Source organism: Clostridium algifaecis (assembly GCF_017874415.1).
Classification (GTDB): domain Bacteria; phylum Bacillota; class Clostridia; order Clostridiales; family Clostridiaceae; genus Clostridium_B; species Clostridium_B algifaecis.
The window spans coordinates 398,869-425,697 of the sequence record NZ_JAGGLM010000001.1; the positions used below are offsets into that span (position 1 = coordinate 398,869).

A 26,829-nucleotide genomic window follows, 5' to 3' on the forward strand; every position below is an offset into this window, starting at 1 on the left:
TTATAAAAAGTTTTATCATAAATATTGTGTACAAATATTTAACTAGAATTAAAAATAATAATTATTAAAGGAGAAAAGATAAGTGAAGGTAATACTTTCAGCAATAAATGCAAAATTTATTCATAGTAATTTAGCTGTAAGATATTTGAGGGCTTTTACAGAAAAGCTTCAATATAATTGTATAATAAAAGAATTTTCAATAAATGACAGAAGAGAAAAGATGCTAGAGGAAATAATGAAAGAAAGTCCCGATATAGTTGGCTTTTCATGTTATATATGGAACATAGATTATTGTACATCTTTAGCGAAACTTATAAAACTCATAAATCCTAAAATTAAAATAATTTATGGAGGACCTGAGGTATCATATGATTGCGTGAAATTTCTCGAAGAAAATAGCGGTGATTATGTCATATCTGGAGAAGGTGAGCTGCCTTATTACAAGCTTATAAATACGGAAATTGAATATAGAAAAAACAAAATATCATTAGATGACTATTTGTCAAGCTTAAAAAGTATAGGAGGACTCTGTTCAAAATACGAAAATAAAATTATGTTCAATGAAAATAGAGAGTCCATAGATATGAACAATATTGTTTTTCCATATTATGAAAATGATAACTTAGAAAATAAAATAGTATACTATGAATCGTCACGAGGATGTCCATTTTCTTGTAAATATTGTTTGTCTTCTATAACAAAGGGCGTAAAATTTTTAGATGAGAACAGGGTGAAGTCAGAACTAGATTTCCTAATAAATAAAGGCGCAAAGCTTATAAAATTTGTAGATAGAACTTTTAACTGCAATCCTGAATTTGCTATGGATATATGGAATTTTATAATAGAAAAGAATGTTGATGTAACATTTCATTTTGAAATTTCAGCTGATATTTTGACAGATGAAGAAATAAAGGTCTTGAATAGGGCACCAAAAGGTAGAATACAGCTTGAAGTTGGAGTGCAGACTACTAACTTTGAAATACTTAAGAATATAAACAGACATGTGAGTTTTGATGAAATAAAAGATAAAGTTAAGAAAGTGCAAAAATCTCATAATATAAACCAGCACCTGGATTTGATAGCAGGTCTTCCTGGAGAAGATTTTGAGTCTTTTAAGAATTCTTTTAATGATGTGTATTCCATAAGACCGGAAAAGATACAGCTTGGGTTTTTAAAACTTTTAAAAGGTTCATCTATGAGATATGAAGCTAAAAAGTGGAATATGGTGTATTCACCATATCCACCATACGAAATATTAAAGACAGATTCAATTAGCTATCATGAAATAGTAATTCTAAAGAGAATTGATGAAGTTGTTGATAAATATTATAATTCAGGCAAGTTCAACAATATATTAAAATATTTTTTAAGCAGATTCAATACCCATTTTGATTTTTATAATGAACTCGGAAACTTTTTTTATAATAAAGGATATTTAAATAGAAATATATCTGCAATAGAATATTATAGGGTTTTTTTAGAATTTAATGAAGAGCTTTTAAAAGAGGATAATTTTGAACTAAAAGAAATAGTAAAATACGATTATCTTAAGTTTAACAAAAAAAGATGGCTTCCAGATTTCTTGATTAGAGAAAGAGTTAAAAGCGAAGAAAAAATTATAAAGGATAAAATTAAATTAGGTGAAATAGATGTTTCCGGGAATTATCATATAGAAAAATTTTTTGTAGATATACAGAAGTTTAAGGATACTTCTGTTTTAGATAAAAAACGGGGATATATAGTATTTGATGGTAAAAGTGAAAGGGAGATAAACTTATTTAATATAAAGTTTTAAATTGAAAATAAGCCTTTTAGGAGATGTATTAAAAAAATTATTTTAATACATCTCCTATTTATTTTAAGAAATTAATGAGTTGATTATTATATGAATATAGTTAAAAATTCTACTTATGCCATAAATATAGAATTATTTACCTGATTATAGTATTATTTATTTAAATTAAATTTATTTTATGGGAGTTGAGGATATTTATGTTAACCACAGAGAAACGAAATCCTAAGCATGATGATTTATATGGACAGGATATAATTCAAAAATATCCTAAGGAACAAAGATATACTCTTGCTATTCTTCAAGATATACAGAGAAGGTACAAGTATATACCAAGAGAAGCTATGGAAAATTTAGCTAAGCATTTAGAAACACCTTTAAGTAGATTATATGGTATGGCCACATTTTATAAGGCACTTAGTCTTACTCCGAAAGGAGAAAATATAATAACAGTGTGTGATGGGACTGCCTGCCACGTTACTGGCTCCATGATTGTGATAGATGAACTTGAAAAGGCACTAGGAATTAAGCCTGGTGAAACTACAGAAGACCATAAATTCTCAATAAATACAGTTAATTGTATAGGATGCTGTGCAATAGCTCCTGTTATGATGATAAATGATAAATATTATGGAAACTTAACACCTAAAAAAGTTGAAGAAATTCTTAATGGATATAGAGGTGAGCGAAATGAGTAATAAAAGAATTGTAAACGTATGCTGCGGTACGGGTTGCCTGGCAAAAGGCAGTATGGAAGTTTATGAAGAATTAAAATCTCAAATAGCTAAATTAAATGTGTATGCTGAAGTAAATATTCAATTAAAAAGCACAGGTTGTGATGGACTGTGTGAAAAAGGTCCTTTGCTAAAAATATATCCTGATAATATAGCATATTTTAAAGTTAAAGTAGATGATGTAGAAGAGGTAGTAAAAAAGACTTTGATAAAAGGTGAAATAATAGACAGGCTATTATATTTTGAAACTTCTACTAAAAAAAGACTTAGAAATCATAAGGAAAGTGAATTTTGCAAAAGACAGTATAAAATTGCTCTTAGAAATGTAGGTGAAATAGATCCAACAAGCCTTGATGATTATATTGAAAGAGGAGGGTATAAGGCATTAAAAAAAGTAATAAGTAGTATGAAACCTGAAGATGTACTTAAAGAAGTATCGGAATCAAAACTTAGAGGAAGAGGAGGAGCAGGATTTCCAACCGGGCGTAAGTGGAAAACTGCAGCAGATATTGATACAAGCCCTATATATGTGGTTTGTAATGGTGATGAAGGAGATCCGGGAGCTTTTATGGATAGGAGCATAATGGAGGGTGATCCTAATAGCGTTATAGAAGGCATGATAATTTGTGCTTATTCAATAGGAGGTACAAATGGATTTGCATATATAAGAGATGAATATGGACTTGCTGTAGAAAATATGCAAAAGGCAATAGACAAGGCAAGAGAGGAAAATTTGCTAGGAAAAAATATATTAGGAAGTAATTTTTCATTTGATATACAGATAGTAAGAGGCGGTGGTGCATTTGTATGCGGCGAATCTACAGCACTTATGTCATCGATAGAAGGAAAAGTAGGAGAGCCTAGAGCTAAATATATACACACTACTGAAAAAGGACTTTGGGGACATCCTACAGTTTTGAATAATGTAGAAACCTGGGCAAATATACCTATAATAATTGAAAAAGGTGGACAGTGGTATAGTTCTATAGGAACTATGAAGGATAGTAAAGGGACAAAGGTATTTTCATTGGTAGGAAAAGTTAAAAATACAGGGCTTGTAGAAGTACCAATGGGAACAACACTAAAGGAGATAATATATGATATAGGTGGCGGCGTATTAAATAACAGAGAGTTCAAGGCAGTTCAAATAGGTGGGCCTTCTGGAGGATGTCTACCAGGAGAGTGTTTGGATTTACCTGTAGATTATGATACCTTGGTCAAAGCTGATTCTATGATGGGTTCAGGTGGTATGATCGTAATGGATGACAGAACCTGTATGGTAGATGTAACAAGATACTACTTGAGCTTTTTAGCTGAGGAATCCTGTGGAAAATGTGTACCTTGCAGAGAAGGAATAAAAAGAATGCTTGAAATACTCACTGATATATGTAATGGAGGCGGAAGAGAAGGGGATATAGAAGAACTTTTAGAAATAAGTTCAATGACAAGTAAGGCATCCCTCTACAGTCTTGGCAAAAGTGCACCAAATCCAGTAATTGCATCTATCAGATATTTTAGAGATGAATTTGAAGAGCATATAATAAATAAAAGATGCAGGGCAGGAGTTTGTAAAAAGCTTACTACTTTTGTTATAGATAAAGAGAAATGTATTGGATGCGATATGTGCAGAAAGAATTGTCCAGGTAATTGCATCACAGGAGAAATCAAAAAATCATATGAAATAGATGCTGATCAGTGTGTAAGATGTGGAAATTGCATGAATATCTGTAGATTTAATGCTGTTAAAGTTCTATAGGAGGTGAATTTAAATATGAAAATTACAATAGATGGAAAAGTTTGTGAAGCTAAAAAAGGTGAATTTATATTACAAATAGCTAGAAGAAATAACATATATATGCCTACATTATGCCATAGTGATGCACTGCCGGGACTTGCTAGCTGTAGGCTTTGTGTAGTAGAGGTTATAGATAGAGGTCGTTCAAAAATTGTAACGGCCTGCATATTTCCTATAAGTAAAGAAGTAAAGGTTATAACTAATTCAGATGCTATAAAAAGAATGAGAAAAAATATACTTACTCTTCTTAAAATACAATGTCCTGAAAATAAAGAAATAGGTGAAATGGCTAAAGCTTTTGGAGTTGAAGAAAAAAGAGTAAAAAGATTTAAACTAGATCCAAAAGAAAATTGCATTCTATGTGGATTATGTGTGAAAGCTTGCAGCGAAATGGGTGTTGGAGCTATTTCAACTATTAATAGAGGAATGTACAAAAAAGTTGATACTCCATATCATGAGCCTTCTTCAACTTGTATAGGATGTGCTTCATGTGCTAATGTATGTCCAACTAATGCAATAAAAGTTATAGATAACAGTGGAGAAAGAGAAATATGGGGCAAAAAATTTAAAATGGTAAAATGCGATATGTGTGGAGAGTATTTTGCTACAGAAGAACATGTAAAATATGCTTATGACAAGATTGGAATAAATGAACCTAAAGAGCTTATTTGCAGTAGTTGTAAGAAAAAAATTGCAGCTAGTGACGTAAAACATATGCTTGAAAATAGTTAGTTTAATATACTTACTAATTGAAGTAAGGAAAGGATGGTAAATTAAATGAGTGTAGATTTTAATTCTTTTGTAGTAGCAGATCCATCTAAATGTATAGGATGTAGAGCTTGCGAAATTGCTTGTGCTGCAGGTCATAGAGAAAATAATAACGGTAAAACTATTGGGACTATGAATAGAGTAGTAACTCCAAAATTGTTCATGGTAAAAGATGAAGGTATGGTTATGCCTATTCAATGCAGACATTGTGAAGATGCACCTTGCATAAGTGCATGCCCTGTTGATGCTATATTAAAAAGTGGTGAAAGTGTAATTATAAATGAAAATGCATGCATTGGATGCAAAACCTGTACGCTGGTATGTCCTGTAGGGGCTGTAGAGTTGCTGCCTAGAGTTGAAAGCAATATAATTACAGGACAAATTGAAACTAAGGTTAAGCTAGCTGCTTATAAATGTGATTTATGCAGTGAAAATGGCAAAGAACCTGTATGCGTTAGAGAATGCCCAAAAGATGCTTTAAAATTAGTAAGGCCTAAAGAAAAAATTTAGTAAAGAAGGGAATGTTAAATATGGAATCTAGTACTTCTATGATAAATATAGATGGAGAATTATGTACAGGATGTAGACGATGTGCGGAAGTGTGTCCTGTAGATGCAATAAAAGGAGAACAAAGTAAACCTCAAAAAATAGATACAGAAAAATGTGTTATGTGTGGACAATGCATTCAGATATGTAATGGATATAGATCTGTTTATGATAATATTCCTACTTCAATGAGTAAAGAAGCATTTGAAAGAGGGATGCTGGATGATATTGATGAACCTTTATTTGCAGCATATAACAAAGGACAAGTAAAAAAGGTCAAAGAGATATTAAAAAATAAGGATATATTTAAAATAGTACAATGTGCACCGGCTGTTAGAGTTGCTATAGGTGAAGACTTTGGACTGCCACTTGGAACTTTAAGCTTTGGAAAGATGGCAGCTGCACTTAGAAGATTAGGATTTGATAAGGTGTATGACACAAATCTTGGTGCTGATCTTACTATAATGGAAGAGGGAAGTGAATTAATAAATAGACTAATGCAAGGTGGAGTTTTACCAATGTTTACTTCATGCTGTCCTGCATGGGTAAAGTATCTAGAACAGACATATCCAGAACTTTTACCAAACCTTTCAAGTTGCAAATCCCCTAATCAGATGGCTGGAGCTATTTTTAAAACTTATGGTGCAGATATAAATAAAATTAATCCTGATAAAATATATAATGTGTCTGTTATGCCATGTACCTGTAAAGAGTTTGAAAGTGAAAGAGAAGAGATGCACGATAGTGGATATAGAGATGTAGATGCTGTTATAACTACAAGAGAACTGGCACAGCTAATAAAAGATGCTGGAATAGATTTTACTACTATTTGTGAAGAAGAATTTGATACACCACTTGGAATGTACAGTGGGGCAGGTACTATATTTGGCTCAACAGGTGGAGTTATGGAAGCAGCTCTTAGAACAGGTTATGAATTGTATACAAAAAAACCTATTCCTAAAATAGATCTTACCATGGTAAGAGGCAAAGAAGGTTTTAGAACTGCAGAAGTTGATTTGGAAGATTTTAAGCTTAAAGTAGGAGTGGTTTCAGGATTAAAACATGTAAAAGAATTAATGGAGTCTATAAAAGAAGGTAAATGTGATATCCATTTTATAGAAGTTATGGCATGTCCTGAGGGATGTATAAGCGGAGGTGGACAGCCTAAAGTTATATTTGATTCTGATAGAGAGGAAGCATATAGTAACAGAAAGAAAGGATTATATAATCATGATGCTAATCTTACATGCAGAAAATCTCATGAAAATCCAGAAATAAAAAAATTATATAATGATTTTTTAGGAGAGCCGCTTGGAGCTAAATCTAATAAATTGTTGCATACAAAATATAAATCCAGCTAATTAATGTTAAAAAGTAACTTTAAAATAATCCTCTAATAGTTTAAATAACTTATAGAGGATTATTTTTTTGAAAATTTATTCTTCATCAAGTTTATACATTTTCTTAGCTTTTTCCATATATAATATACCATCCAGGTGATCTATTTCATGACAAAATGCTTTTGCAAGAAGACCGTCTGCATTGTATTTTATTTCTTCTCCATTTAAGTTCATTCCTGTTACAATAACTTTTTTAGGTCTTATTACGATGCCTTCATATCCAGGATAGCTTAGACAGCCTTCTGTGCTTTTTTCGTGTCCAATCTTTTTTATTATTTTAGGATTTATAAGAGTTATTAATCCGGACTTATCTTCACTTAAATCTATTACTATAATTTTTTTAAGCACACCAATTTGTGGTGCAGCAAGACCTATTCCGCCGCTGTTTTTATATAATGTATCTTTTAAATCCTGTGCAATATTTAAAATATCATTATCTATAGTTTCAACTCGTCTGCTAACTCTCTTAAGAATTTTATTTCCATATTTTAATACTTCCTTTACTGCCAAGTTATTACCTCCTCGTAGAAAAACATTTATATATTAATTATACAGATATTCAAAATAACAATCAATTATAAACCTAAAATTTGGAAATAATTATATATATACATATGTAAAATAATATAGTATACTAATGTATATACACTAATTTCATGGAGGAAATACTAATGAATAATATTAAAAAGTTAACTTACTCAGGACTTTTAACAGCTCTTGCAATTATAATTCCTACAGCCTTTGGATTTTTAAAGATTCAATTGGGACCATTCAGTGCTACTCTTGCATCTCATGTTCCAATGTTTCTTTCCATGTTCCTTGGACCAGTGCCTGCAGTAATGGTTGGAATTGGCTCTGCACTTGGATTTTTAATTACCAGCCCGGCTGTAATTGCTGCGAGGGCATCAAGCCATATACTTGTAGGATTTTTTGGAGCTATTATGCTTAAAAGAGGAATTTCATTTAAAAAAGTTATTGTGCTTACTGCACCTGTACATGCTGTACTTGAAGCTATATTTGTAATACCTTTTGGTTTTACTATGTTTAAGGTTCTTGTAGTAGTTGGAATAGGTACTTTAATTCACCACATGGTTGACGGAATTATATCTTTAACTGTCTTGTCTATACTTTTTAGGACATTAAAAGTAAATTTGAGAAAAGCATAAAATATGTAAAAATTGAGCAGTCTTTAGTACACGTTATGTGTCGGACTGCTCAATTTTTATAATCTGGTTATTTATTTTATAATAATTATTTGTAGATAGTTATTATTGACTATTTAAAATGTTAAAGATATGTGTTAAAATAATATTCATATAATATAACTGTAAAATTATAATTAGGAGGTCTTTGATATGGATAGTGTGAAATTGAAAGATAATATATACTGGGTTGGTGTTCAGGATCCTGGACTTGAAACTTTTGATATTATAATGGATACTAAAGAAGGTACTACATATAATGCATATCTAATTGATGATGAAAAGGCAGCTGTAATTGATACTGTTAAAAATGGATATTTTGATAAGTATATTTCAAATATAGAAAGTATTATAGGAAATAGAAAATTAGATTACATAATAGTTCAGCATACTGAATTGGATCACAGCGGGTCTCTTAAACTTTTAATCGAAAAATACCCGGAGGCTACAGTGATTGGCTCAAGAGCAGCACTTATGTATCTTAAAGATATAGTAAATAAAGATTTCAAAAAAATGGTAGCACCTGAAGAGATTGATCTTGGAAAAACAAAACTTGAATTTATATCATCTCCTAACGTCCATTGGCCGGATACTATGTTTACTTATATAAAAGATAAAAAAACATTGTTCACATGTGATTTTCTAGGATGTCATTATTGTCCTAAGAATGATACTATAACAGACAATTCACTGGATTATGATGATGAAATGAAATACTATTTTGAAGCAATAATGGGACCTTTTAAAAAGTTTGTTTTAAAAGGACTAGATAGAATTAAAGATCTTGATTTTGATATGGTAGCTCCAAGTCATGGACCTGTTCATATAGATGATATTGATAAGTGTATTGAATTATACAAAGAATGGGCAACAGATACTAAAAAAGAGAAGAATGTTCAGATATTTTACATATCTGCTTATGGAAATACAGAAAAAGTTGCTGAATATTTATCAGATAAAATAAATAAAAAAGGAATAAAAGCAGAAGCACATGAAATAACTTCAATGGATATGGGTGAAATTGTTTCACTTGTAAATAGCGCTGATGGAATACTTGTAGGTTCACCTACCATTAATCAAGATGCAGTTAAACCGGCATGGGATATGTTATCGAGTATATGTTCTATACCAAATAGAGGAAAAGCAGCAGGTGCATTTGGCTCTTATGGCTGGAGCGGTGAAGGCGTACCTATGATGACAGAAAGGTTAAAATCATTAAAATTTAAAGTAGTAGATGAAGGATTTAGGTTTAAATTTGTACCAAATGATGAAAAACTTCATAAAGCAGATGAGTTTTTAGATAAATTCCTAAGTTTATTATAAATAAAAAGCAGATTCTTTATCTGCTTTTTATTTATAATGTTTAAACGCATCTGATATCAAGTCAATACATAAATCTGAAGTCATATCGTTTTTATCTAAAACAGGATTCAATTCAACTATATCCATGGATCTTATAAGCTTTGTTTCCATAAAATATTTTAGACAATTTTTTATATCAAGTACGTTAACTCCTTTTGATACTGGTGTTCCTGTTCCTGGAACAAACTTGGGGTCAAGTACGTCTATGTCAAAACTTAAGTGTACATTTTTTATGTTGTTAAGTTTGAGCTTTGAATGTATATCTTCCAATATCTTTTTAATTCCTAAGTGTTTTATATCTTCTGTAGAATAAACATTTATATCCAGTGATTTTATAAGATCTTTTTCACCTGGATCGAGTGATCTTGCTCCTAATATAAAAACATTTTTAGCCTCAATTTTTGGTCCATTATAATATGTATTTACAAGATCTTCATTTCCAATGCCCATAGCAGCTGCAAGCGGCATACCATGTATATTTCCTGTAGGTGAAGTTTTGTCGGTATTTATATCTCCATGAGCATCTATCCATATTACAGCTAAATTTTTATTGAATTTGCTTGCACCACTTATGCTTCCAAGACCTAAAGAATGATCTCCTCCAAGCACAAGAGGAAAATTTCCAGCACATAAATTGCTATATACGTCATTTGCCAAATTGTTATTTACACGAATTATTGATTTTAAGTATTTTATATGGCTAGTATCCTTATATTTGTGTATATCATCTATATAGATATTTCCACAATCATATACAGTATGGCCTTGATCTTCCAATATTTTTAATATATTTTTTTCTCTGAATTTTTTAGGACCAAGTTCTACTCCTTTTATTCCAGAGCCTAGAAATATAGGTACTCCAATTATACTTATGTTCATTTGATTTACCTCCAGTCCAGTTTATAAAAATGTCTAATTTAATTATGTTTCAACATAAAACATTATATACGTATAGAAAATAAAAATCATATTTATTTTTGTAAGCATATTAATGTTAAAATATTATCAAATATAAGGAAAAAATGTATACGAATTCGTAAATTTAATATAAATGTTTAGTTTTAATTTCGTTCATCTGGTATTCTAAAATAAGTTTGTCCAATTCCTCGCTGTATTTAACTACTTTTTCGTCTGTTAAGTTATTGTTTTTCATGGCTTTATATAAGTTTTCTCTTGATTGTATTATATTAATTTCTAAAGTTTTCAGATTAATATTCATAACATATACCTCTATAATATTTATTTGCTACATTTATTTTAGCAGATATTAATGAATTAAACATATATTTTATAAGCCAATAATATACATATTATTACATAAATGAACATAACTTATGTAGATAATATGTGGATTATCCTGTGGAGAAAATGTGGAAAACATAAAAATCTGTCTTTATATACTGATATGAAAGACATGGAAAAAATTTCAAAATTAAAATATTGTCTAAAACTTTTTGGTATAAATTATTTATAGAAAATAATTTCGAAATTGCTGGAAGTAGATTTGTGATTTTTGTGCTATAATAAATATCATATTAATTGTATTTCGGGAGGAAGAGCTTTTGAGCATAGATGAGGTAGTAAAGAGAATAAATTTTTTATATTCTAAAAGTAAAACTTTAGGACTTACGGAAAATGAAAAGGTTGAACAGAAAAAATTGAGGAAAAGATATATAGATAATATAAAGAAAAATTTTAGAGCTCAACTTGATAATATGGTAGAAAAACCTAATAATGAGATGTAAGTTGTAATTAGGGGGAAAATTATGAAAGTAACAGTTAAGGATATAATAAAAGATTTAAAATTAGAAGTTTTAAATGAAGGTAAACGATTGAATGAAATAAGTGTAAGTGATATAAATAGACCTGGACTTCAATTTAGTGGATTTTATAATTATTTTGCAAATAAAAGAGTACAGGTTGTAGGTAAAGCTGAGTGGAGCTTTTTGGATGCTATGCAGCCTGATTTAAGAGAAAAAAGGCTTAAAAAATATTTCGAATTTGAAAATCCATGTACTATAATAACAAGAAATTTACCTCCACACAAAGAGTTGTTGAAAAATGCAATTGAATATGATAGGTGGTTACTTAGAACCCACAGCGTATCTACAAGATTCGTAAATAAACTTATGAATTATCTTGATTATAAATTAGCTCCAGAAACCAGGCTTCATGGTGTATTATTAGATGTATACGGTGTTGGCATACTTATAACTGGTGAGAGCGGCATAGGAAAGAGTGAAACTGCACTTGAACTTATAAAAAGAGGCCATAGACTTGTAGCAGATGATGCAGTTGATATAAAAGAAATTGAAGGAGAACTTCATGGTACATCACCATTTATAACATCTGGAATGCTTGAAGTCAGAGGAATGGGAATAATAGATATTCCAGCACTATATGGTCTTAGTTCTATTTTGAAAAGTAAGAAAATTAATTTAGTTATATATATAGAACAGTGGAAGGAAGGAGAAAATTATGATAGGCTCGGTATAGATAAAAGTTATGTAAATATATTGGATGTGCCTATACGAAAAATAATTTTACCAATAAGACCTGGAAGAAATTTAGCTGTTATAATAGAGGCGGCAGCAGCAAACTATAGATACAGTCTCACTACGAATGTTACACCCGTAGATGTGATAAGTGAGAGGATAAGGGAAGTAGAAAAAATGAAAAATAGTAAAAAAAAAATGCAATTAGAAAAAATGTAATTTCACTTAGAGATAATTTAGATATAGAAAAACGAAAGGTATTTGATGATATAATATTTAACAAGGTCATAAATAGCTTAGAATATAAAAAAGCTAAATGCATATTTGTATTTGTAAGTTATAAAAGTGAGGTAGATACACATAGAATCATAAAGAATGCATTATATGACGGCAAAATAGTATGTACTCCAAAAGTTATATCAAAAAAATCAGGTATGATAGCTGTAGAAATAAAAAAATTTAGTGAACTTGTACCTGGTGCCTATAATATACTTGAACCTGAAAGTACAGAATTTAAAGTGGATGAAAAATCCATAGATTTGTCGTATATTCCTGGAGTTGCATTTGATAGCTCAGGTGGTAGAATTGGCTATGGAGGAGGATATTATGATAGATTCCTGCAGAAATTAGAAAAAAATTCTAAAAAAATTGCATTATGTTATGATTTTCAAGTGTTGGATACTGTACCTACAGAAACACATGATATTATGATAGATAGTATAATTACAAATTAAATTTAAAATAAAAAGCAAGCAGATTTACTCAAGGACAAATTTGCTTGCTTTTTTGTTTTCAAGAACAATAATGCTTAATTACTTTAAAATGACAAAAATTAAAATTAGAGGACTGATATTGAATTTTTGACATAATAAGTATATAATTATATATGAGAAATTATATTTTATGCCAATCTTAAGGAGGTCTTGTTAATGAGTTCCTATTTAGTTCTTATTTTCTGCTCCATAATTATTGCTGTAGGTGCAATACTTTTCCTTGTCAAATTTATATTTTCTCAAGAAAAAGGTACTAAAGATATGCAGAATATATCTAGTGCAATTAAAGAAGGTGCCATGGCGTTTATAAAAAGACAGTATAAAACGATATTTTCTTTGGCACTTATAACTGTTGTAATTATTATTGCTGCAAATTATTTTGGCAATCTATCTAAAGGGTCTGGTACAGCGTCTAAATATGCATGGCATATTGGAATTGCTTTTGTGACTGGTGCTTTGTGTTCTGGTATTTCTGGATATATAGGAATGTATATGGCAGTTAACTCTAATATACGTGCTGCTGCTGGTGCTAAAAAAGGTTTAAATTCTGCTTTAACCATAGCACTTAGAGGTGGTGCTGTTACAGGACTAGCTGTTACGTCACTTTCACTTTTAGGTGTAACTGCATTATTTTTAATTTATGGTGGAATGTCAAATAGTGCTGTATTAATAAAAGAAGCTCCGTCATTATTAGTTGGTTTCGGATTTGGTGCATCCTTTGTAGCTCTCTTTGCACAGCTTGGTGGTGGTATTTATACAAAGGCTGCTGATGTTGGTGCTGATTTGGTTGGAAAGGTTGAAGCTGGAATACCGGAGGATGATCCGAGAAATCCAGCAGTTATAGCTGATTTAGTTGGTGATAATGTTGGCGATTGTGCAGGAAGAGGTGCAGATCTTTTTGAATCAACTGCGGCAGAGAATATAGGAGCTATGATACTTGGAGTTGCTCTATATCCTGTTTTCGGATGGAAAGGAATTTTATTTCCACTGGTAACAGGAGCTGTAGGCATTATATCTTCTATAGTTGGAATATTCTTTGTTAAGGCTGATGATAAAACAGACAACCCAATGAGTGCACTTTATAGAGGTTATATAGTTACTACTATATTGAATTTGGTATTTTTATTTTTAATTATAAAATCTATGTTTTCAGGTACTTTACCTGGTGGAGGAAATATAAATTATTTATATTTGTATTTATGTGCTTTCTGTGGTATAGCTTTAAGTTACGCATTTGTATTAATTACAGATTATTATACATCATATAAATACAGACCTGTTAAATCTATTGCTGAAGCTTCAAAAACAGGAGCTGCAACAAATATAATTACAGGTATATCTGTAGGTATGGAATCTACAGCACTTCCTGTCTTAGCTGTTTCTGCAGTAATATTTGCATCTTATAAATTTGGAGAATTTGCACTTCCTAATATATCAAATGGTGGATTTTATGGTATTGCTATTGCTACTATAGGAATGCTTTCTAGTTGTGCATATATACTTTCAATGGATACCTTTGGACCTATTACAGACAATGCAGGTGGTATTGTGGAAATGTCTGGAGCCCCAGAAGACATAAGACTTGTAACAGATAAATTGGATGCCTGTGGTAATACAACTAAAGCTTTAACAAAAGGTTATGCAGTAGGGTCTGCAGCACTTGCTACCTTCCTTTTATTCTTTGCATATCTGGAGCAGGTAAAAACAATACTCGGTAAACCTTTAGATTCTTTATTTGCTGTAGATATAGGCAAAAGTCAAGTATTTATAGGTGCTTTTATAGGAGCGATGGTTGTTTTTATTTTTTCATCAGCAGCTATACGTTCAGTTGGAAAAGCCGCCCAGTATGTTATTGTAGAAGTTAGAAGACAATTTAAAGAAATATCGGGTATAATGGAGGGGACTGCCAAACCTGATTATGCAAATTGTGTTGATATAGTTACAAAGGGAGCTTTAAAGCAAATGATATTACCGGGAATAATACCTATATGTGCTCCTATTCTAGTAGGCGTACTTCTTGGAAAAGAGGCTGCAGCAGGTTTCTTAATGGTATGTACTATAACAGGAGTTGTAATGGCATTATTCTTGAACAACGGTGGTGGTGCCTGGGACAATGCTAAAAAGTTTATAGAACTTGGCAATCTTGGTGGAAAGAAGTCAGAAACCCACAAAGGTGCTGTTGTTGGTGATACAGTAGGTGATCCATTTAAAGATACAGCAGGACCATCCATACACGTTTTAATAAAGCTTATAAGTACGTTGACGCTTGTATTTGTTTCTTTATTTAGCTAATCGATTTTCAAAATAAAGTTTTAATATAAAAAACAGCAGTTAAAATTTACTGCTGTTTTTTATATTGTGAATTTTTAGCTATAATGTGGACTAATAACTATAATTTTTGCACAAAATAATAATCGCAATTAATTTTATTTGTTACAAGCTGTATTGGTGGTGCTTTTATGAAAATACTGGACATAAATGATAATCTAACAAATATTACCTATAAATTAGAACTAAAAGATGATTATTACTGGATAATTTTAGATGTAAGCGAAATCGAAAATTTGAATAAATTCATAGATATTGATAACGAAAGTATAGAGGATTGTAAAAGTTTTTCTGCAAATTCTAAAATAAGTTTTTTCAATGACTATATTTTTATAATCTTTAATATACTAAATTTTTCGGATAAAATAGTTGTATCTACAGAATTAAATGTTTTTTTGAGCAAGAAAATAATAATCACTGTATACAGGGACAATATGGATATCATAAATGAATTGATAGATGATATTAAAGGATCGAAGAATTGCTTTATATTAAGAGATAAATCACGATCTGATATATTATTATATTACATATTGGACAGAATAATAGTAAGAAATTATGATATTATATCTAAGCTTGAAGCTGAGGCAGATAAAATTGAAATAAACATTCTGAAAAATCCTAAAAAAGAGCAATTAAACAGTCTTATAACTTTAAGGAGACAGGTTTACAAAGTGAGAAAATACTTGAATCCACTGAGATATATAGGTGACAGTCTTTGCTTGAATGATAATCTGATAATAGAAAAGGATAGTTTGGGATACTTCATGAGCTTAAACAAAAAAATAGAAAAATTGATGCTTTCCCTTGAAAGTTTGGTTCAAGATCTTGGCTTGGTTAGAGAAGCTTTTGAATCTGAGATATCAAATAAAACCAATGAACTCATGAAGGTTTTCACTGTAATTACAAGTATATTTATGCCGTTAAATCTTATAGCGAGTATGTATGGAATGAATTTAAAAGGTATACCACTTATGGAAATAGAAAATGGATGCCATTATATTACCATAATTATGATATTAATAGCGGTATCTCTTGTATTCATATTTAGAAAAAACAAGTGGATATAGTATACTTTTGTGATAAAATATAGTTATTAATTGTACTCATATAGTGATGTATTAAATATAAATTATTATAGTTAGGGGAGATAGATATGGCAAAAGACTTACAAAAAAAATATGAATATGCATGGGATAAGTATTCAAAAAATGATTTAAAAGAAGTTTTTAAAGTGTCTGATGAATATGAAAAATTCATGTCAAAGTGTAAAACTGAAAGGGAATGTACAGCGGAATTTATAAAAAGAGCCAGAGCAAATGGATATGAAGATTTAAATGATATTATAAAAAGTAAGTCGAAATTAAATCCAGGAGATAAGGTTTATGCCAACAATAAAGATAAAACTGTTGCACTGTTTGTAATTGGATCAAGTGACATAGAGCAAGGCATGAGGATATTAGGTGCACATATAGACTCACCAAGACTTGATTTAAAACAGAATCCTCTTTATGAAGATACTGATTTAGCTTTATTTGAGACTCACTATTATGGCGGGATCAAGAAATATCAGTGGGTAACTCTTCCACTTTCAATTCATGGGGTAGTAGTTAAAAAAGATGGAACAAAAGTAAACATAGTAATTGGAGAAGAGGATGATGATCCTGTAGTAGGTGTTTCAGATCTTTTAATTCATCTTGCAAATGACCAAATGGGCAAAAAAGGAAATAAGGTTATTGAAGGTGAAGATTTAAACATATTAGTTGGAAGTATACCTGTAAAGGATAAAGAAATTAAAACAAGGGTAAAACAAAATATACTTGAAATATTAAATAAAAAATATGGTATTTGTGAAGAAGATTTTGTATCCGCAGAACTTGAGGTAGTCCCAGCAGGCAAAGCTAGAGATTATGGAATTGATAGAAGTATGGTAATGGCATATGGACATGATGATAAAATATGTGCATATACTTCTTTTGATGCCATGATGAAAGTAAAAAATCCTGATAAGACTTGTGTAACTCTTTTAGTTGATAAAGAGGAAATAGGAAGTGTTGGTGCTACTGGAATGCAATCAAGGTTTTTTGAAAATACTGTAGCTGAAATAATAGATTTAACTGGGGATTATAGTGATTTAAAATTAAGGCGTGCCCTTACAAATTCAAAAATGCTGTCATCTGATGTAAGTGCTGCCTTTGATCCAAATTATCCATCTGTAATGGAAAAAAATAATTCAGCTTATTTTGGAAAGGGCATAGTATTTAACAAATATACTGGTGCCAGAGGAAAGTCAGGTTGTAATGATGCAAATCCAGAATTTATAGCAGAAATAAGAAAGATTATGGATGGCAACAATATATCCTGGCAGGCTTCAGAGCTTGGGAAAGTAGATCAGGGAGGTGGAGGAACTATAGCCTATATACTTGCAGAGTATAATATGCAGGTTATAGACTGCGGAATAGCACTTCATAATATGCACGCTCCATGGGAAGTTGCAAGCAAGGCAGATATATATGAAGCTGTTAAAGGATACAGCGCATTTTTAAATGAAATATAGTAAATAATAAATAGCAACAGAATTATATGACTAAGGCTTAGTATGAAAATAAGCCTTAGTTTGTCTATTTAGTTTATGGAATTTAATTTATTTAAAAATATGCTTATTTCTTTTTCTTCTAAGTATACTTCACCTGGAAGAGAGGCATGTCTTGAATCATTGACATTTACACTGTGAAAATCAGATCCTGCGGATATTACTTTACTGTATTCATTTGCATAATTTATAAATTTTGTTGTGTCATTATCTGAATTGGCAGGATAAATAGCCTCTATGCCGTCAAAAGGGAGCTTAATAAGTTCCTCAATATTTTTTATCTTTACGAGTACAGGATGTGCTAGTACAACCATGGCTGACATGGATTTTAATATTTTTATACCTTCCTCCGTTTCAATTTTTTTATTCGGAACATAGGCAGGGCTGGATTCACCTATAAATTTTGAAAATATATAGTCAAAACTATAGTCATAACCTGCATCTATAATGGCTTTAGCTATGTGGGGTCTTGCAATTATTCCCTTGGATTTTTTTAATACATCATCATAGTTTAATTTTATATTAAAAAATTTATACAAATTATCTATTATTTTTTTAGCCCTAAGTGTTCTGTAATCAGTCATCTCCTTTAGAAAGACTTTAAATCTGTCATTTATATATTCTGAATTTTTAAAATAGCCTAAAATGTGAACACTTTTACCTTTATATAGAGTAGAAAGTTCTATGCCGGGTATTACTTCAATTCCAATTTTAATTCCCTCAGAAATTGCTTCATTTAAACCTGATATTGTGTCATGATCTGTAAGTGCTAAAATATCTATGCCTTGTTCATTTGCAAGATTAATCAGATTTTTAGGAGAGAGTTCTCCGTCAGAAGCTGTAGAATGCATATGGAAATCTCCTTTTTTGTACAATAAAATCACCAGCTTATTTAAAATATTTGATGTAACCATTATACTATTTTAAATTAAGCATTCAAATTTTTATTTTATATTCTTTCTAAAATTAAGTTAAATTTCTAATTGTGATATAAACTAGAGTATTTTCATTTAATTTTATAGATTAATAAATGAAAAATGGAACAAACTTATAGTACAGGATGAAAAAATATCATAAACAATAAAAAATAAAATTTTAGGAGGGATTTCTTATGGCATACAGCAATGGAAATAAAGTTTTAGTACCTCAAGCTAAAGAAGCTTTGAATAAATTTAAAATGGAATCTGCAAAAGAGGTAGGAGTAAACTTGAAAAATGGTTATAATGGAGATCTTACTGCAAGAGAAGCTGGATCAGTAGGTGGAAATATGGTTAAAAAAATGATTGAAGCCTATGAACAGGGAATAAAGTAATAAAATAAATTAAAATGAGAGACTGAGTAAAATTATATTTATTCGGTCTCTTGTTATATTTAATATTTTGTTTTCATAAATATTTTTTTCGATTTAGGTAAAAATAAAAATATTGCATGGAATTTATGATTATAACTATATTGTATAAGGAGTGATTACTGTGGATAATAAAAAAGATAGGCATTCTATAACAGGATATATATTAAAACTAGTATTTACTGTAATTATACTAGCCATAACATCTTTTGTAACGCCTGGTTTCTCTATAGCAGGCTTATGGTCATATATTATAGCTGCAGTTGCCATAAGTGTTATTGATTATATAGTAGAAAGATTTATGGGCGTAGATGCCAGTCCTTTTGGAAAAGGCTTAAAGGGATTCATAATTGCAGCTGTAATATTATATTTAACACAGTTTATAGTTCCAAACATGAGAGTGACTGTACTAGGTTCAATTATAGCTGCACTTGTAATTGGAGTCCTGGATGCATTTATGCCGGGCTCTGTTATGTAAAATATTTTTATTATAAATTAAAGCGGTATTCATATGGATACCGCTTTAATTTATATTTAAATATAACTTTTAAGAAATATTATATGTGATATAATTTATAATATAAATAGCAAATTGAAAAATAATATATTTTAATTATAAGGAGCAGTGAAATGTTTGAATGGAATGATAAATATAGTTGTGGAATAAAAAAAATAGATGACGAGCATAAAAGATTGTTTGAAATAGGGCGTGAGATATATAATTTAGTTAAAGACGTAAATGAGATGGCATATATTGATCAAATTTTAGATGCTATTGATGAACTTAAAGACTATACTGTATATCACTTTGAAGATGAAGAGAGAATAATGTTAATGTACGAGTATCCTGGATATAAAGAACAAAAATTAGTACATGATAAATTTATAGATAAAATTGAGAATCTGGATACTGATGAGATAGAAAAAAATCCTCAGGAGGAAGTTATAAAACTTCTGGACTTTGTTTACAACTGGATAAGTGAACATATTTTAGGCATGGATTTTAAAATAAAGGATTATGTTAATAATTTAAAATTATCAACATTACTAAAGCATTCTAATAAATTTGTGGAAGATGAAAAAAAGTGAAAGATATAAAAGATATATATTCTAGAAGAAAATATCATTATAAGTCTCTTTTGGAGAAACAAAAAAATACTGCTAAGTTAATAAGCAGATTGAGATTTGTTATTTTTATTTTGGGAGCGATTATTACTATATTTTTATATACAAGAAGTTATATTTATTTAAGTGCAAGTTCATTTTTGGTATTTCTAATAATTTTTATAATTGCAGTTAAGAAACATGAAAGATTAAATAAGAATTATAAATTTACAGAGGAACTTTATAATATAAACAGAACTTGCTGCGAAAGGTTAGATGGAAACTGGCAGAAATTTAAAGAATGCGGCAAGAAATTTATAAATGAGAATCATAGATTCAGTCATGATTTAGATGTATTCGGAAAAGGTTCAATATTTCAGTGGATTAATACTGCTGAAACTAATGCGGGAAAGAATAGGTTAAGTGAAGTATTATCCAATTCTCCAGATAAAAAAGATATTATATTAAAAAGACAAAAAGCTGTAGCTGAATTACAAAATAATATTAAATTCAGGCAGAGACTTCAGGCAGAGGCTTATTTTGCAAAAGAGAACGAAAATGGACATGAAATTTCAAATTTGATTGATATTTTAAATTTTAAAAATAGCAGTATATACAGTAATAAGTTTATAATAATGTTATTTAAGATACTTCCAATTCTTATAATAGCTTCAATATTTTTTAGCTTATATACGACATTAGTTTTTCACATATCTAAAATGTATATTGCATATATAAGTGTTCTGTTTTCTATAGGATTATTATTTATTGATTCTAAAAAGCGGGATTATTCTCTTAGTATGGTATATAAGCTTAAGGATAGTATAAAAGCTTATAATAATATAATTAGCTTAATTTATAATACAAACTTTAAATCAGAACATTTAAAAGATTTAAAAGCTGTATTTGAAAATAAAAGTAATATAAAATCTAAGTGCAAAGAATTTAAAGCCATAAATGATTTATTAAAAATAGCGGATAATATTTCAGAGAGAAGAAACATGGTGTACATAGTACTTAATATACTTTTTTTATGGGATTATCAATGTATGTTTGCCTTTGAAAAATGGAAAAATGAAAATGAAAAATCAATAGGTGCATGGATAGACACAGTAGGAGAATTTGAAATGCTTTCAAGTATTGCTATTATAGGATTTGATCATCCTGATTTTGTAGTGCCTGATATTTTGGATGCTCAGCTTACAATAAAAGCAAGAAATATGGCACATCCACTAATTAAGGGTAAGGCCGTGGCCAATGATCTTGATATAGAAAATGGATCAAAAGTATTGCTGATTACAGGATCAAATATGTCAGGAAAAAGTACATTTTTGAGAACGGCAGGTGTAAATTTAATACTTGCGTATGCAGGAGCACCAGTATATGCAGATTATTTTAAATGTTCTATAATGAATATATATACTTGCATGAGAATAAGCGACAACCTTGAAAAAAACATATCTTCTTTTTATGGAGAAATTTTGAGAATAAAATATATTGTGGAAGCTGCAAAAAATGGCGAAAATATATTTTTCTTATTAGATGAAATATTTAAGGGAACGAATTCTATGGATAGACATACTGGAGCTAAAATACTTATAAATGAGTTAATAGGTTTTAATACCTGCGGCATGGTGTCAACTCATGATTTGGAATTGTGTGATATAGAAAATGAAAGCGGTGGAAAAATAAAAAATTATCATTTTAAAGAGTACTATAAGGATAATAAAATATGCTTTGATTACAAGCTAAATAGAGGTGTATCGAAAACTAGAAATGCTTTATATCTTATGAAGATGGCAGGAATTGATACTCCCAATAACTAGTATATTGTTGTAAAGTAGAGAATAATAGTATTTAATATAGTTTAGCGGTGAATATGGTGGACAATATTATGTAATAGATTGTAGACTGCGAACAAATTATATTGACTAATCTTTAAATAAGGTTCATAATGTATCTATAAGTGAATAACTAGGGTAGAGGTGCAATATTTATTATTAGGATGAATGAGATAAGCACGATGAGTTCATTTGAAAGGGAATTTTGCCGAAACGTGTAGTAAATGCTTTGATACTGCATAGTTGGTTTTATGTAGAATATATGTAAAACTGTCACAATATTTTGTGGAGAGCTATCATCTATTATAAGGTAAATTTAATTATGTGTACTTTATATGCCATGAGTAGTGCTCGTGGTATTTTTTTTATCTTAGTTTTCATTTATCGGAAAAATTGAGACCGATAAGGAGGAATAAAATTGCAAAATACTTTTAATGAAGAAGACAAAAATTTAGGACAATCAGGTGAATTAAAAAGAGGACTTAAAGCCAGACATTTAAATATGATTGCCCTTGGAGGAGCTATTGGCACTGGAATTTTTCTGGCTCTTGGTGATACTATCAAACAGGCAGGACCAGGTGGAGCAATAGCAGCATATGTTCTTATAGGAATAATGGTATATTTTTTAATGACAAGTTTGGGAGAAATGGCAACATTCATGCCTGATTCAGGTTCTTTCAGTGTTTATGCTACTAAGTTTGTAGATCCAGCGCTTGGCTTTGCACTAGGATGGAATTACTGGTATAACTGGGCAATTACAGTAGCGGCAGAAATGGTGGCAGGATCACTTATAATGAAATTCTGGTTTCCAAGTACGCCTCCAGTTATATGGAGTGTAGTATTTTTGGCTCTTATAGTTATACTGAATTTATTATCTGCAAAGTCTTATGGAGAATCAGAATTCTGGTTTGCGGGAATAAAGGTAGTTACGGTTATTGTATTTTTGTTTGTAGGAGTCTGCATGATATTTGGAATATTTAATGGTAATGCAGTAGGATTTAAAAACTTTACCGTTGGAGAGGCACCTTTTGTAGGTGGATTTAAATCCATATTTTTAGTATTCTTAATTGCGGGATTTTCTTTTCAGGGTACAGAGCTCATAGGAGTTGCTGCTGGAGAGAGTGAAAATCCAGAAAAAAATATACCTAAGGCTATAAATACTATATTTTGGAGGATAATAATATTTTATATTGGCACTATATTTGTAGTAGGAGCCTTAATTCCTTATACAAAAGCAGGAGTAGATACCAGCGTTTTTACTATGATATTCCAAAAAGCAGGAATAGCAGGAGCAGCATCACTTATGAATGCAGTTATACTTACATCTGTGCTTTCATGCGGCAACTCTGGACTTTATGCTTCTACAAGAATGTTATATGCATTAGCTGAAGAAGGACAGGCACCAAAATTTCTTAAAAAGGTTAATTCAAGAGGAGTACCTATAAATGCCCTTATAATTACAACACTTGTAGCATCACTTTGTTTTTTGACCGGCTTATATGCACAAAGTTCAGTTTATGTATGGTTGGTAGCGGCTTCAGGACTTGCTGGATTTATAGCATGGCTTGGTATTGCAATATGCCACTATAGATTTAGAAAAGCATATGTAGCTCAGAAAAAGGATTTATCAGCTCTTAAATATAAAGCTAAATTATTTCCAGTAGGGCCTATAATTGCATTTATATTATGTACAATTGTAGTTCTTGGACAGGGAATTACGTATTTTCAGGGAAGTAAAATAGATTGGGCAGGAGTAACATCTTCATATATAGGTCTTCCTTTATTTTTACTACTTTTTGTAATATATAAAAAAGTGTATCATACTAAAATAGTAAAATTAAAAGATGTAAATTTAAGTGAAGGTGAAAATATAAAATAAAAAGTTTACTTTATATTGACAATAACCTTATTCTAATAATATAATTAGATATATTTATATCCTATGAAGAGAAAAATATTTTTAAGGCGAGCTTTACAGAGAGTGGGAATGGTGGAAGCCTGCAGCTTTATTGAGAATAAGAGAGACTTTGAGGTATTTATTAAAATATTTAGGCTTTTGCTATATAAAAGATAAATCGTTAACTGCGTTAAAGTTAAAAGTGGATAGATTATCTATCAATTAGAGTGGTACCGCGAAAAAAGACTCGTCTCTTAAAATAAAGGAGATTAGTCTTTTTTATTTATTAGAAGAAAGGAAAATTTGTAATGAATTATAAAAAATTAGTAGCAGAAAAAATAAAAGAAAATGTAGATTTAGAATTGGACGTTATAGAAAGAATTATCGAAATACCTCCAAAACCTGAAATGGGAGATTATTCATTTCCATGTTTTCAACTGGCAAAAGTATTAAGAAAAGCTCCAAATGTAATTGCAGTTGAACTGAAAAACAAGATAGATACAGAATGCTTTAGCAAAATAGAAAACTTAGGACCATATTTAAATTTTTTTGTGGATAGGGATATATTTACTAAGGATATTATAAACAAAATACTTGTTGAAAAAGATAACTATGGAAAATCTCCTGAGAGAGCAAATAAGAATATAGTTATAGAATTTTCTTCACCTAATATTGCAAAACCATTTCATGTAGGACATCTTTTTAGTACAGCTATAGGTAATTCATTGTACAAAATGATGGATTTTCAAGGATATAATTGTACCAGAATAAACCATTTAGGAGACTGGGGTACTCAATTCGGGAAACTCATATCTGCATATAAAAGATGGTGCAATGAAGATGAACTTTTAAAGGATCCTATAAAAGAACTTTTGAGGATATATGTTAAATTTCATGAAGAGGCAGAGAAAAATCCATCACTTGAAGATGAGGGAAGAATGTATTTTAAAAAATTGGAGGATGGAGAAGAAGAAGAAGTTAAGCTCTGGAAGAAATTCAAAAAATTAAGCCTTGAAAAATTCAGTAAAGTTTATGATGAATTGGGAGTTGAATTTGATTCATATGCAGGAGAAAGCTTTTATACAGATAAGATGGATAGTGTAGTTGATGAAATTGATAAATGTGGATTACTTAAGGAAAGTAATGGTGCAAAAGTTGTAATGCTGGATAAATATAATATGCCTCCATGTATAATAAAAAAATCTGATGGAGCCACTATATATGCTACTCGTGATCTGGCAGCGGCTGTATACAGGAAAAAAACTTATGATTTTGATAAATGTATATATGTAGTTGGAATGGATCAGTCTCTACACTTTAGACAGGTATTTACTACATTGAAGCTTATGGGCAATACCTGGGCAAATTCATGCATACATGTTGGATTTGGGCTTGTTAAATTCGCTAATAAAAAACTTTCTACAAGAAAGGGAGATGTTATATTTTTAGAGGATCTGCTTGATAAATCCATAAATAGAACTCTCCAGATAATTCAAGATAAAAATCCAGATCTTGAAGATAAGGAAAGCGTAGCTAAAAAGATAGGAATAGGCGCAGTAATATTTACATACTTAAAAAATAACAGGGAAAAAGATATAATATTTGACTGGGATGAAATGCTTAGTTTCGATGGGGAAACAGGGCCATATGTACAATATAGTTATGCAAGAGGAAAGAGCATACTTAGAAAAGCTGGAGAATCAATTGAAGATTGCGGGTATTATGGTATTAATTCAGAAGAAGAGTTCGAACTTGTAAAAACTCTGTCAAGGTTTAATTCTCAAATAGTAAATGCTATAGATAAATTAGAACCATTTATAGTTACAAGATATTCAATAGATGTTGCGAAAGCGTTTAACAAATTTTATAATTCTTGTAGTATACTAAATACAGAAGATGAAAAAATAAAAAATTTCAGGCTGAGACTTGTAGAAGCTTCCTGCCAGGTAATAAAAAATGCATTGAATTTACTTGGAATACAGGTAGTAGATAGGATGTAACCTTAAATTTTATTTTGTTGGAGGCACAGATGTTTGTTAAAGAATACAATGAAACATTAAATGTTCCTGAAAGTGTATATAGTAATTACAAGATGAAAGATGTAGCTTATTTTGATATAGAGACTACAGGATTTGATAAAGTTAATGACAGCATAATACTTATATCTTTTGGCAACTTTATAAGTTATAATAAGTTCTATGTAAAACAGTATTTTTCAGAAAATCTTGAGGATGAGAGTGAAGTATTGATTAATTTTGCAAGGGATATTGAAAAATATAATGCATGGTGTTCATATAATGGAATTGCATTTGACGAGCCATTCATATGCGAGAGAATGTCAGAATCAGGTATAAGTTTTAATTCACCTAAACATCACATAGATTTATATAGATTAGTTAGACCATATTATAAACAACTTGGAATGAAGAGATGCAATCTAAAAACTGTGGAAAAATATATAGGAATAGAAAGAAAAGATCAAATAGATGGGGGGATGAGTGTAGACTTATATAAAGAATTTTTAAATACAGAAGATGAAAATATAAAACATACTATAATGCTTCATAACTATGAAGATGTATTGAATTTGCCTAAAATACATGAATTTATATATAAAGTTCAAAATAATGATTCACTTGTTAGGGAGGACTCAATTACACAAAAACAATTAAAATTTTTGACAAGCCTTCTAAACAGGAATCATATTAAATTAAATTTTGAAATAGGAAAAATATCAAAAAAATCTGCATCTAAAAGTATAGATTATATACTTAAAGGTGGAAAAAGCGTAGAAAAAATAGAATCTATTGCAAGTAACAGTTATTAAAAAGTATTTTTTAGAAAGGGGTAT

At 30.1% G+C, this 26,829-nt stretch carries 25 protein-coding genes, 1 riboswitch and 1 other annotated feature; of the genes, 21 read left to right on the plus strand and 4 right to left on the minus strand.

Translation table 11 applies throughout. From position 1 onward, the window contains the following. Positions 1–82 precede the first annotated feature (82 nt). From J2Z42_RS02000 to J2Z42_RS02020, 6 genes are all read left to right on the plus strand, one after another. Positions 83–1,795 (plus strand): B12-binding domain-containing radical SAM protein, encoded by a 1,713-nt coding sequence (locus tag J2Z42_RS02000; protein ID WP_209700681.1) that lies wholly within the window; start codon positions 83–85, stop codon positions 1,793–1,795. 197 nt (positions 1,796–1,992) lie between these two features. Beyond that, positions 1,993–2,490: an NADH-quinone oxidoreductase subunit NuoE gene (nuoE, locus tag J2Z42_RS02005; RefSeq protein WP_209700682.1), complete on the plus strand. Its 498-nt coding sequence runs from the start codon at positions 1,993–1,995 to the stop codon at positions 2,488–2,490. Beyond that, a complete protein-coding gene (locus J2Z42_RS02010) occupies positions 2,483–4,282 on the plus strand; it encodes an NADH-quinone oxidoreductase subunit NuoF (RefSeq protein ID WP_209700683.1) in 1,800 nt (599 codons plus the stop codon). The genes nuoE and J2Z42_RS02010 overlap by 8 nt, the downstream gene beginning before the upstream one ends. 15 nt (positions 4,283–4,297) lie before the next feature. Next, positions 4,298–5,053, plus strand: a complete 756-nt coding sequence (locus tag J2Z42_RS02015) for a 4Fe-4S dicluster domain-containing protein (protein ID WP_209700684.1) — start codon at positions 4,298–4,300, stop codon at positions 5,051–5,053. Positions 5,054–5,098: 45 nt separating this feature from the next. Continuing rightward, positions 5,099–5,599, plus strand: coding sequence for a 4Fe-4S dicluster domain-containing protein (locus tag J2Z42_RS14355; protein ID WP_245331423.1), 501 nt, complete (start codon positions 5,099–5,101; stop codon positions 5,597–5,599). A gap of 20 nt (positions 5,600–5,619) precedes the next feature. Then, positions 5,620–6,996, plus strand: coding sequence for a [FeFe] hydrogenase, group A (locus J2Z42_RS02020; RefSeq protein WP_245331424.1), 1,377 nt, complete (start codon positions 5,620–5,622; stop codon positions 6,994–6,996). 75 nt (positions 6,997–7,071) lie between these two features. On the opposite strand, the gene def is transcribed toward J2Z42_RS02020, so the two are convergent. Continuing rightward, positions 7,072–7,545: a peptide deformylase gene (def, locus tag J2Z42_RS02025; protein ID WP_209700685.1), complete on the minus strand. Its 474-nt coding sequence runs from the start codon at positions 7,543–7,545 to the stop codon at positions 7,072–7,074. 161 nt (positions 7,546–7,706) lie between these two features. On the opposite strand from def, the gene J2Z42_RS02030 reads away from it, so the two are divergent. Both J2Z42_RS02030 and J2Z42_RS02035 read left to right on the plus strand, forming a co-directional pair. Then, a complete protein-coding gene (locus tag J2Z42_RS02030; protein ID WP_209700686.1) occupies positions 7,707–8,201 on the plus strand; it encodes an ECF transporter S component in 495 nt (164 codons plus the stop codon). A gap of 189 nt (positions 8,202–8,390) precedes the next feature. Then, entirely contained in the window at positions 8,391–9,560 is a 1,170-nt protein-coding gene (locus J2Z42_RS02035) for an FprA family A-type flavoprotein (protein WP_209700687.1), read from the plus strand. 27 nt (positions 9,561–9,587) lie between these two features. On the opposite strand, the gene rocF is transcribed toward J2Z42_RS02035, so the two are convergent. Both rocF and J2Z42_RS02045 read right to left on the minus strand, forming a co-directional pair. Continuing rightward, the gene (gene rocF, locus J2Z42_RS02040; RefSeq protein WP_209700688.1) at positions 9,588–10,478 is read right to left on the minus strand and encodes an arginase; all 891 of its coding nucleotides are present in this window, start codon (positions 10,476–10,478) and stop codon (positions 9,588–9,590) included. Positions 10,479–10,641: 163 nt separating this feature from the next. Further along, complete coding sequence (locus tag J2Z42_RS02045) at positions 10,642–10,818, minus strand: aspartyl-phosphate phosphatase Spo0E family protein (protein ID WP_209700689.1); 177 nt, start codon at positions 10,816–10,818, stop codon at positions 10,642–10,644. Between the two features lie 343 nt (positions 10,819–11,161). On the opposite strand from J2Z42_RS02045, the gene J2Z42_RS02050 reads away from it, so the two are divergent. The 6 genes from J2Z42_RS02050 to J2Z42_RS02075 all read left to right on the plus strand — a co-directional run bounded on the left by J2Z42_RS02050 (position 11,162) and on the right by J2Z42_RS02075 (position 17,752). Next, positions 11,162–11,344, plus strand: a complete 183-nt coding sequence (locus J2Z42_RS02050; RefSeq protein WP_209700690.1) for a DUF896 domain-containing protein — start codon at positions 11,162–11,164, stop codon at positions 11,342–11,344. A 21-nt stretch (positions 11,345–11,365) separates the two neighbouring features. Further along, positions 11,366–12,313 (plus strand): HPr(Ser) kinase/phosphatase, encoded by a 948-nt coding sequence (gene hprK / locus J2Z42_RS02055; protein ID WP_209700691.1) that lies wholly within the window; start codon positions 11,366–11,368, stop codon positions 12,311–12,313. A gap of 23 nt (positions 12,314–12,336) precedes the next feature. Further along, on the plus strand, positions 12,337–12,828 hold the full coding sequence (locus J2Z42_RS02060; protein WP_342589986.1) for a 5-formyltetrahydrofolate cyclo-ligase: 492 nt from the start codon (positions 12,337–12,339) through the stop codon (positions 12,826–12,828). 195 nt (positions 12,829–13,023) lie between these two features. Next, positions 13,024–15,159, plus strand: a complete 2,136-nt coding sequence (locus J2Z42_RS02065; RefSeq protein WP_209700692.1) for a sodium-translocating pyrophosphatase — start codon at positions 13,024–13,026, stop codon at positions 15,157–15,159. A gap of 167 nt (positions 15,160–15,326) precedes the next feature. Beyond that, on the plus strand, positions 15,327–16,265 hold the full coding sequence (locus J2Z42_RS02070) for a magnesium transporter CorA family protein (RefSeq protein WP_209700693.1): 939 nt from the start codon (positions 15,327–15,329) through the stop codon (positions 16,263–16,265). Positions 16,266–16,351: 86 nt separating this feature from the next. Further along, positions 16,352–17,752, plus strand: a complete 1,401-nt coding sequence (locus J2Z42_RS02075; RefSeq protein WP_209700694.1) for an aminopeptidase — start codon at positions 16,352–16,354, stop codon at positions 17,750–17,752. A gap of 68 nt (positions 17,753–17,820) precedes the next feature. On the opposite strand, the gene J2Z42_RS02080 is transcribed toward J2Z42_RS02075, so the two are convergent. Continuing rightward, on the minus strand, positions 17,821–18,663 hold the full coding sequence (locus J2Z42_RS02080; protein WP_209700695.1) for a PHP domain-containing protein: 843 nt from the start codon (positions 18,661–18,663) through the stop codon (positions 17,821–17,823). Between the two features lie 236 nt (positions 18,664–18,899). Here J2Z42_RS02080 and J2Z42_RS02085 point away from each other — a divergent pair, with 236 nt between their 5' ends. From J2Z42_RS02085 to J2Z42_RS02115, 7 genes are all read left to right on the plus strand, one after another. Continuing rightward, positions 18,900–19,100, plus strand: a complete 201-nt coding sequence (locus J2Z42_RS02085) for an alpha/beta-type small acid-soluble spore protein (RefSeq protein WP_209700696.1) — start codon at positions 18,900–18,902, stop codon at positions 19,098–19,100. A 160-nt stretch (positions 19,101–19,260) separates the two neighbouring features. Next, complete coding sequence (locus J2Z42_RS02090; protein WP_439897304.1) at positions 19,261–19,614, plus strand: phage holin family protein; 354 nt, start codon at positions 19,261–19,263, stop codon at positions 19,612–19,614. Positions 19,615–19,766: 152 nt separating this feature from the next. Continuing rightward, the gene (locus J2Z42_RS02095) at positions 19,767–20,225 is read left to right on the plus strand and encodes a bacteriohemerythrin (RefSeq protein WP_209700698.1); all 459 of its coding nucleotides are present in this window, start codon (positions 19,767–19,769) and stop codon (positions 20,223–20,225) included. Further along, positions 20,222–22,066, plus strand: coding sequence for a MutS family DNA mismatch repair protein (locus J2Z42_RS02100; protein WP_209700699.1), 1,845 nt, complete (start codon positions 20,222–20,224; stop codon positions 22,064–22,066). The genes J2Z42_RS02095 and J2Z42_RS02100 overlap by 4 nt, the downstream gene beginning before the upstream one ends. Before the next feature lie 146 nt (positions 22,067–22,212). After that, positions 22,213–22,385, plus strand: a riboswitch (Lysine riboswitch). A 198-nt stretch (positions 22,386–22,583) separates the two neighbouring features. Continuing rightward, positions 22,584–23,960, plus strand: a complete 1,377-nt coding sequence (locus J2Z42_RS02105) for an amino acid permease (RefSeq protein WP_209700817.1) — start codon at positions 22,584–22,586, stop codon at positions 23,958–23,960. A 54-nt stretch (positions 23,961–24,014) separates the two neighbouring features. Then, positions 24,015–24,236 (plus strand) — a binding site (T-box leader). Between the two features lie 50 nt (positions 24,237–24,286). Further along, positions 24,287–25,978 (plus strand): arginine--tRNA ligase, encoded by a 1,692-nt coding sequence (argS, locus tag J2Z42_RS02110; RefSeq protein WP_209700700.1) that lies wholly within the window; start codon positions 24,287–24,289, stop codon positions 25,976–25,978. Positions 25,979–26,007: 29 nt separating this feature from the next. Beyond that, positions 26,008–26,805: a ribonuclease H-like domain-containing protein gene (locus J2Z42_RS02115; RefSeq protein WP_209700701.1), complete on the plus strand. Its 798-nt coding sequence runs from the start codon at positions 26,008–26,010 to the stop codon at positions 26,803–26,805. The last annotated feature ends 24 nt before the right edge of the window (positions 26,806–26,829 follow it).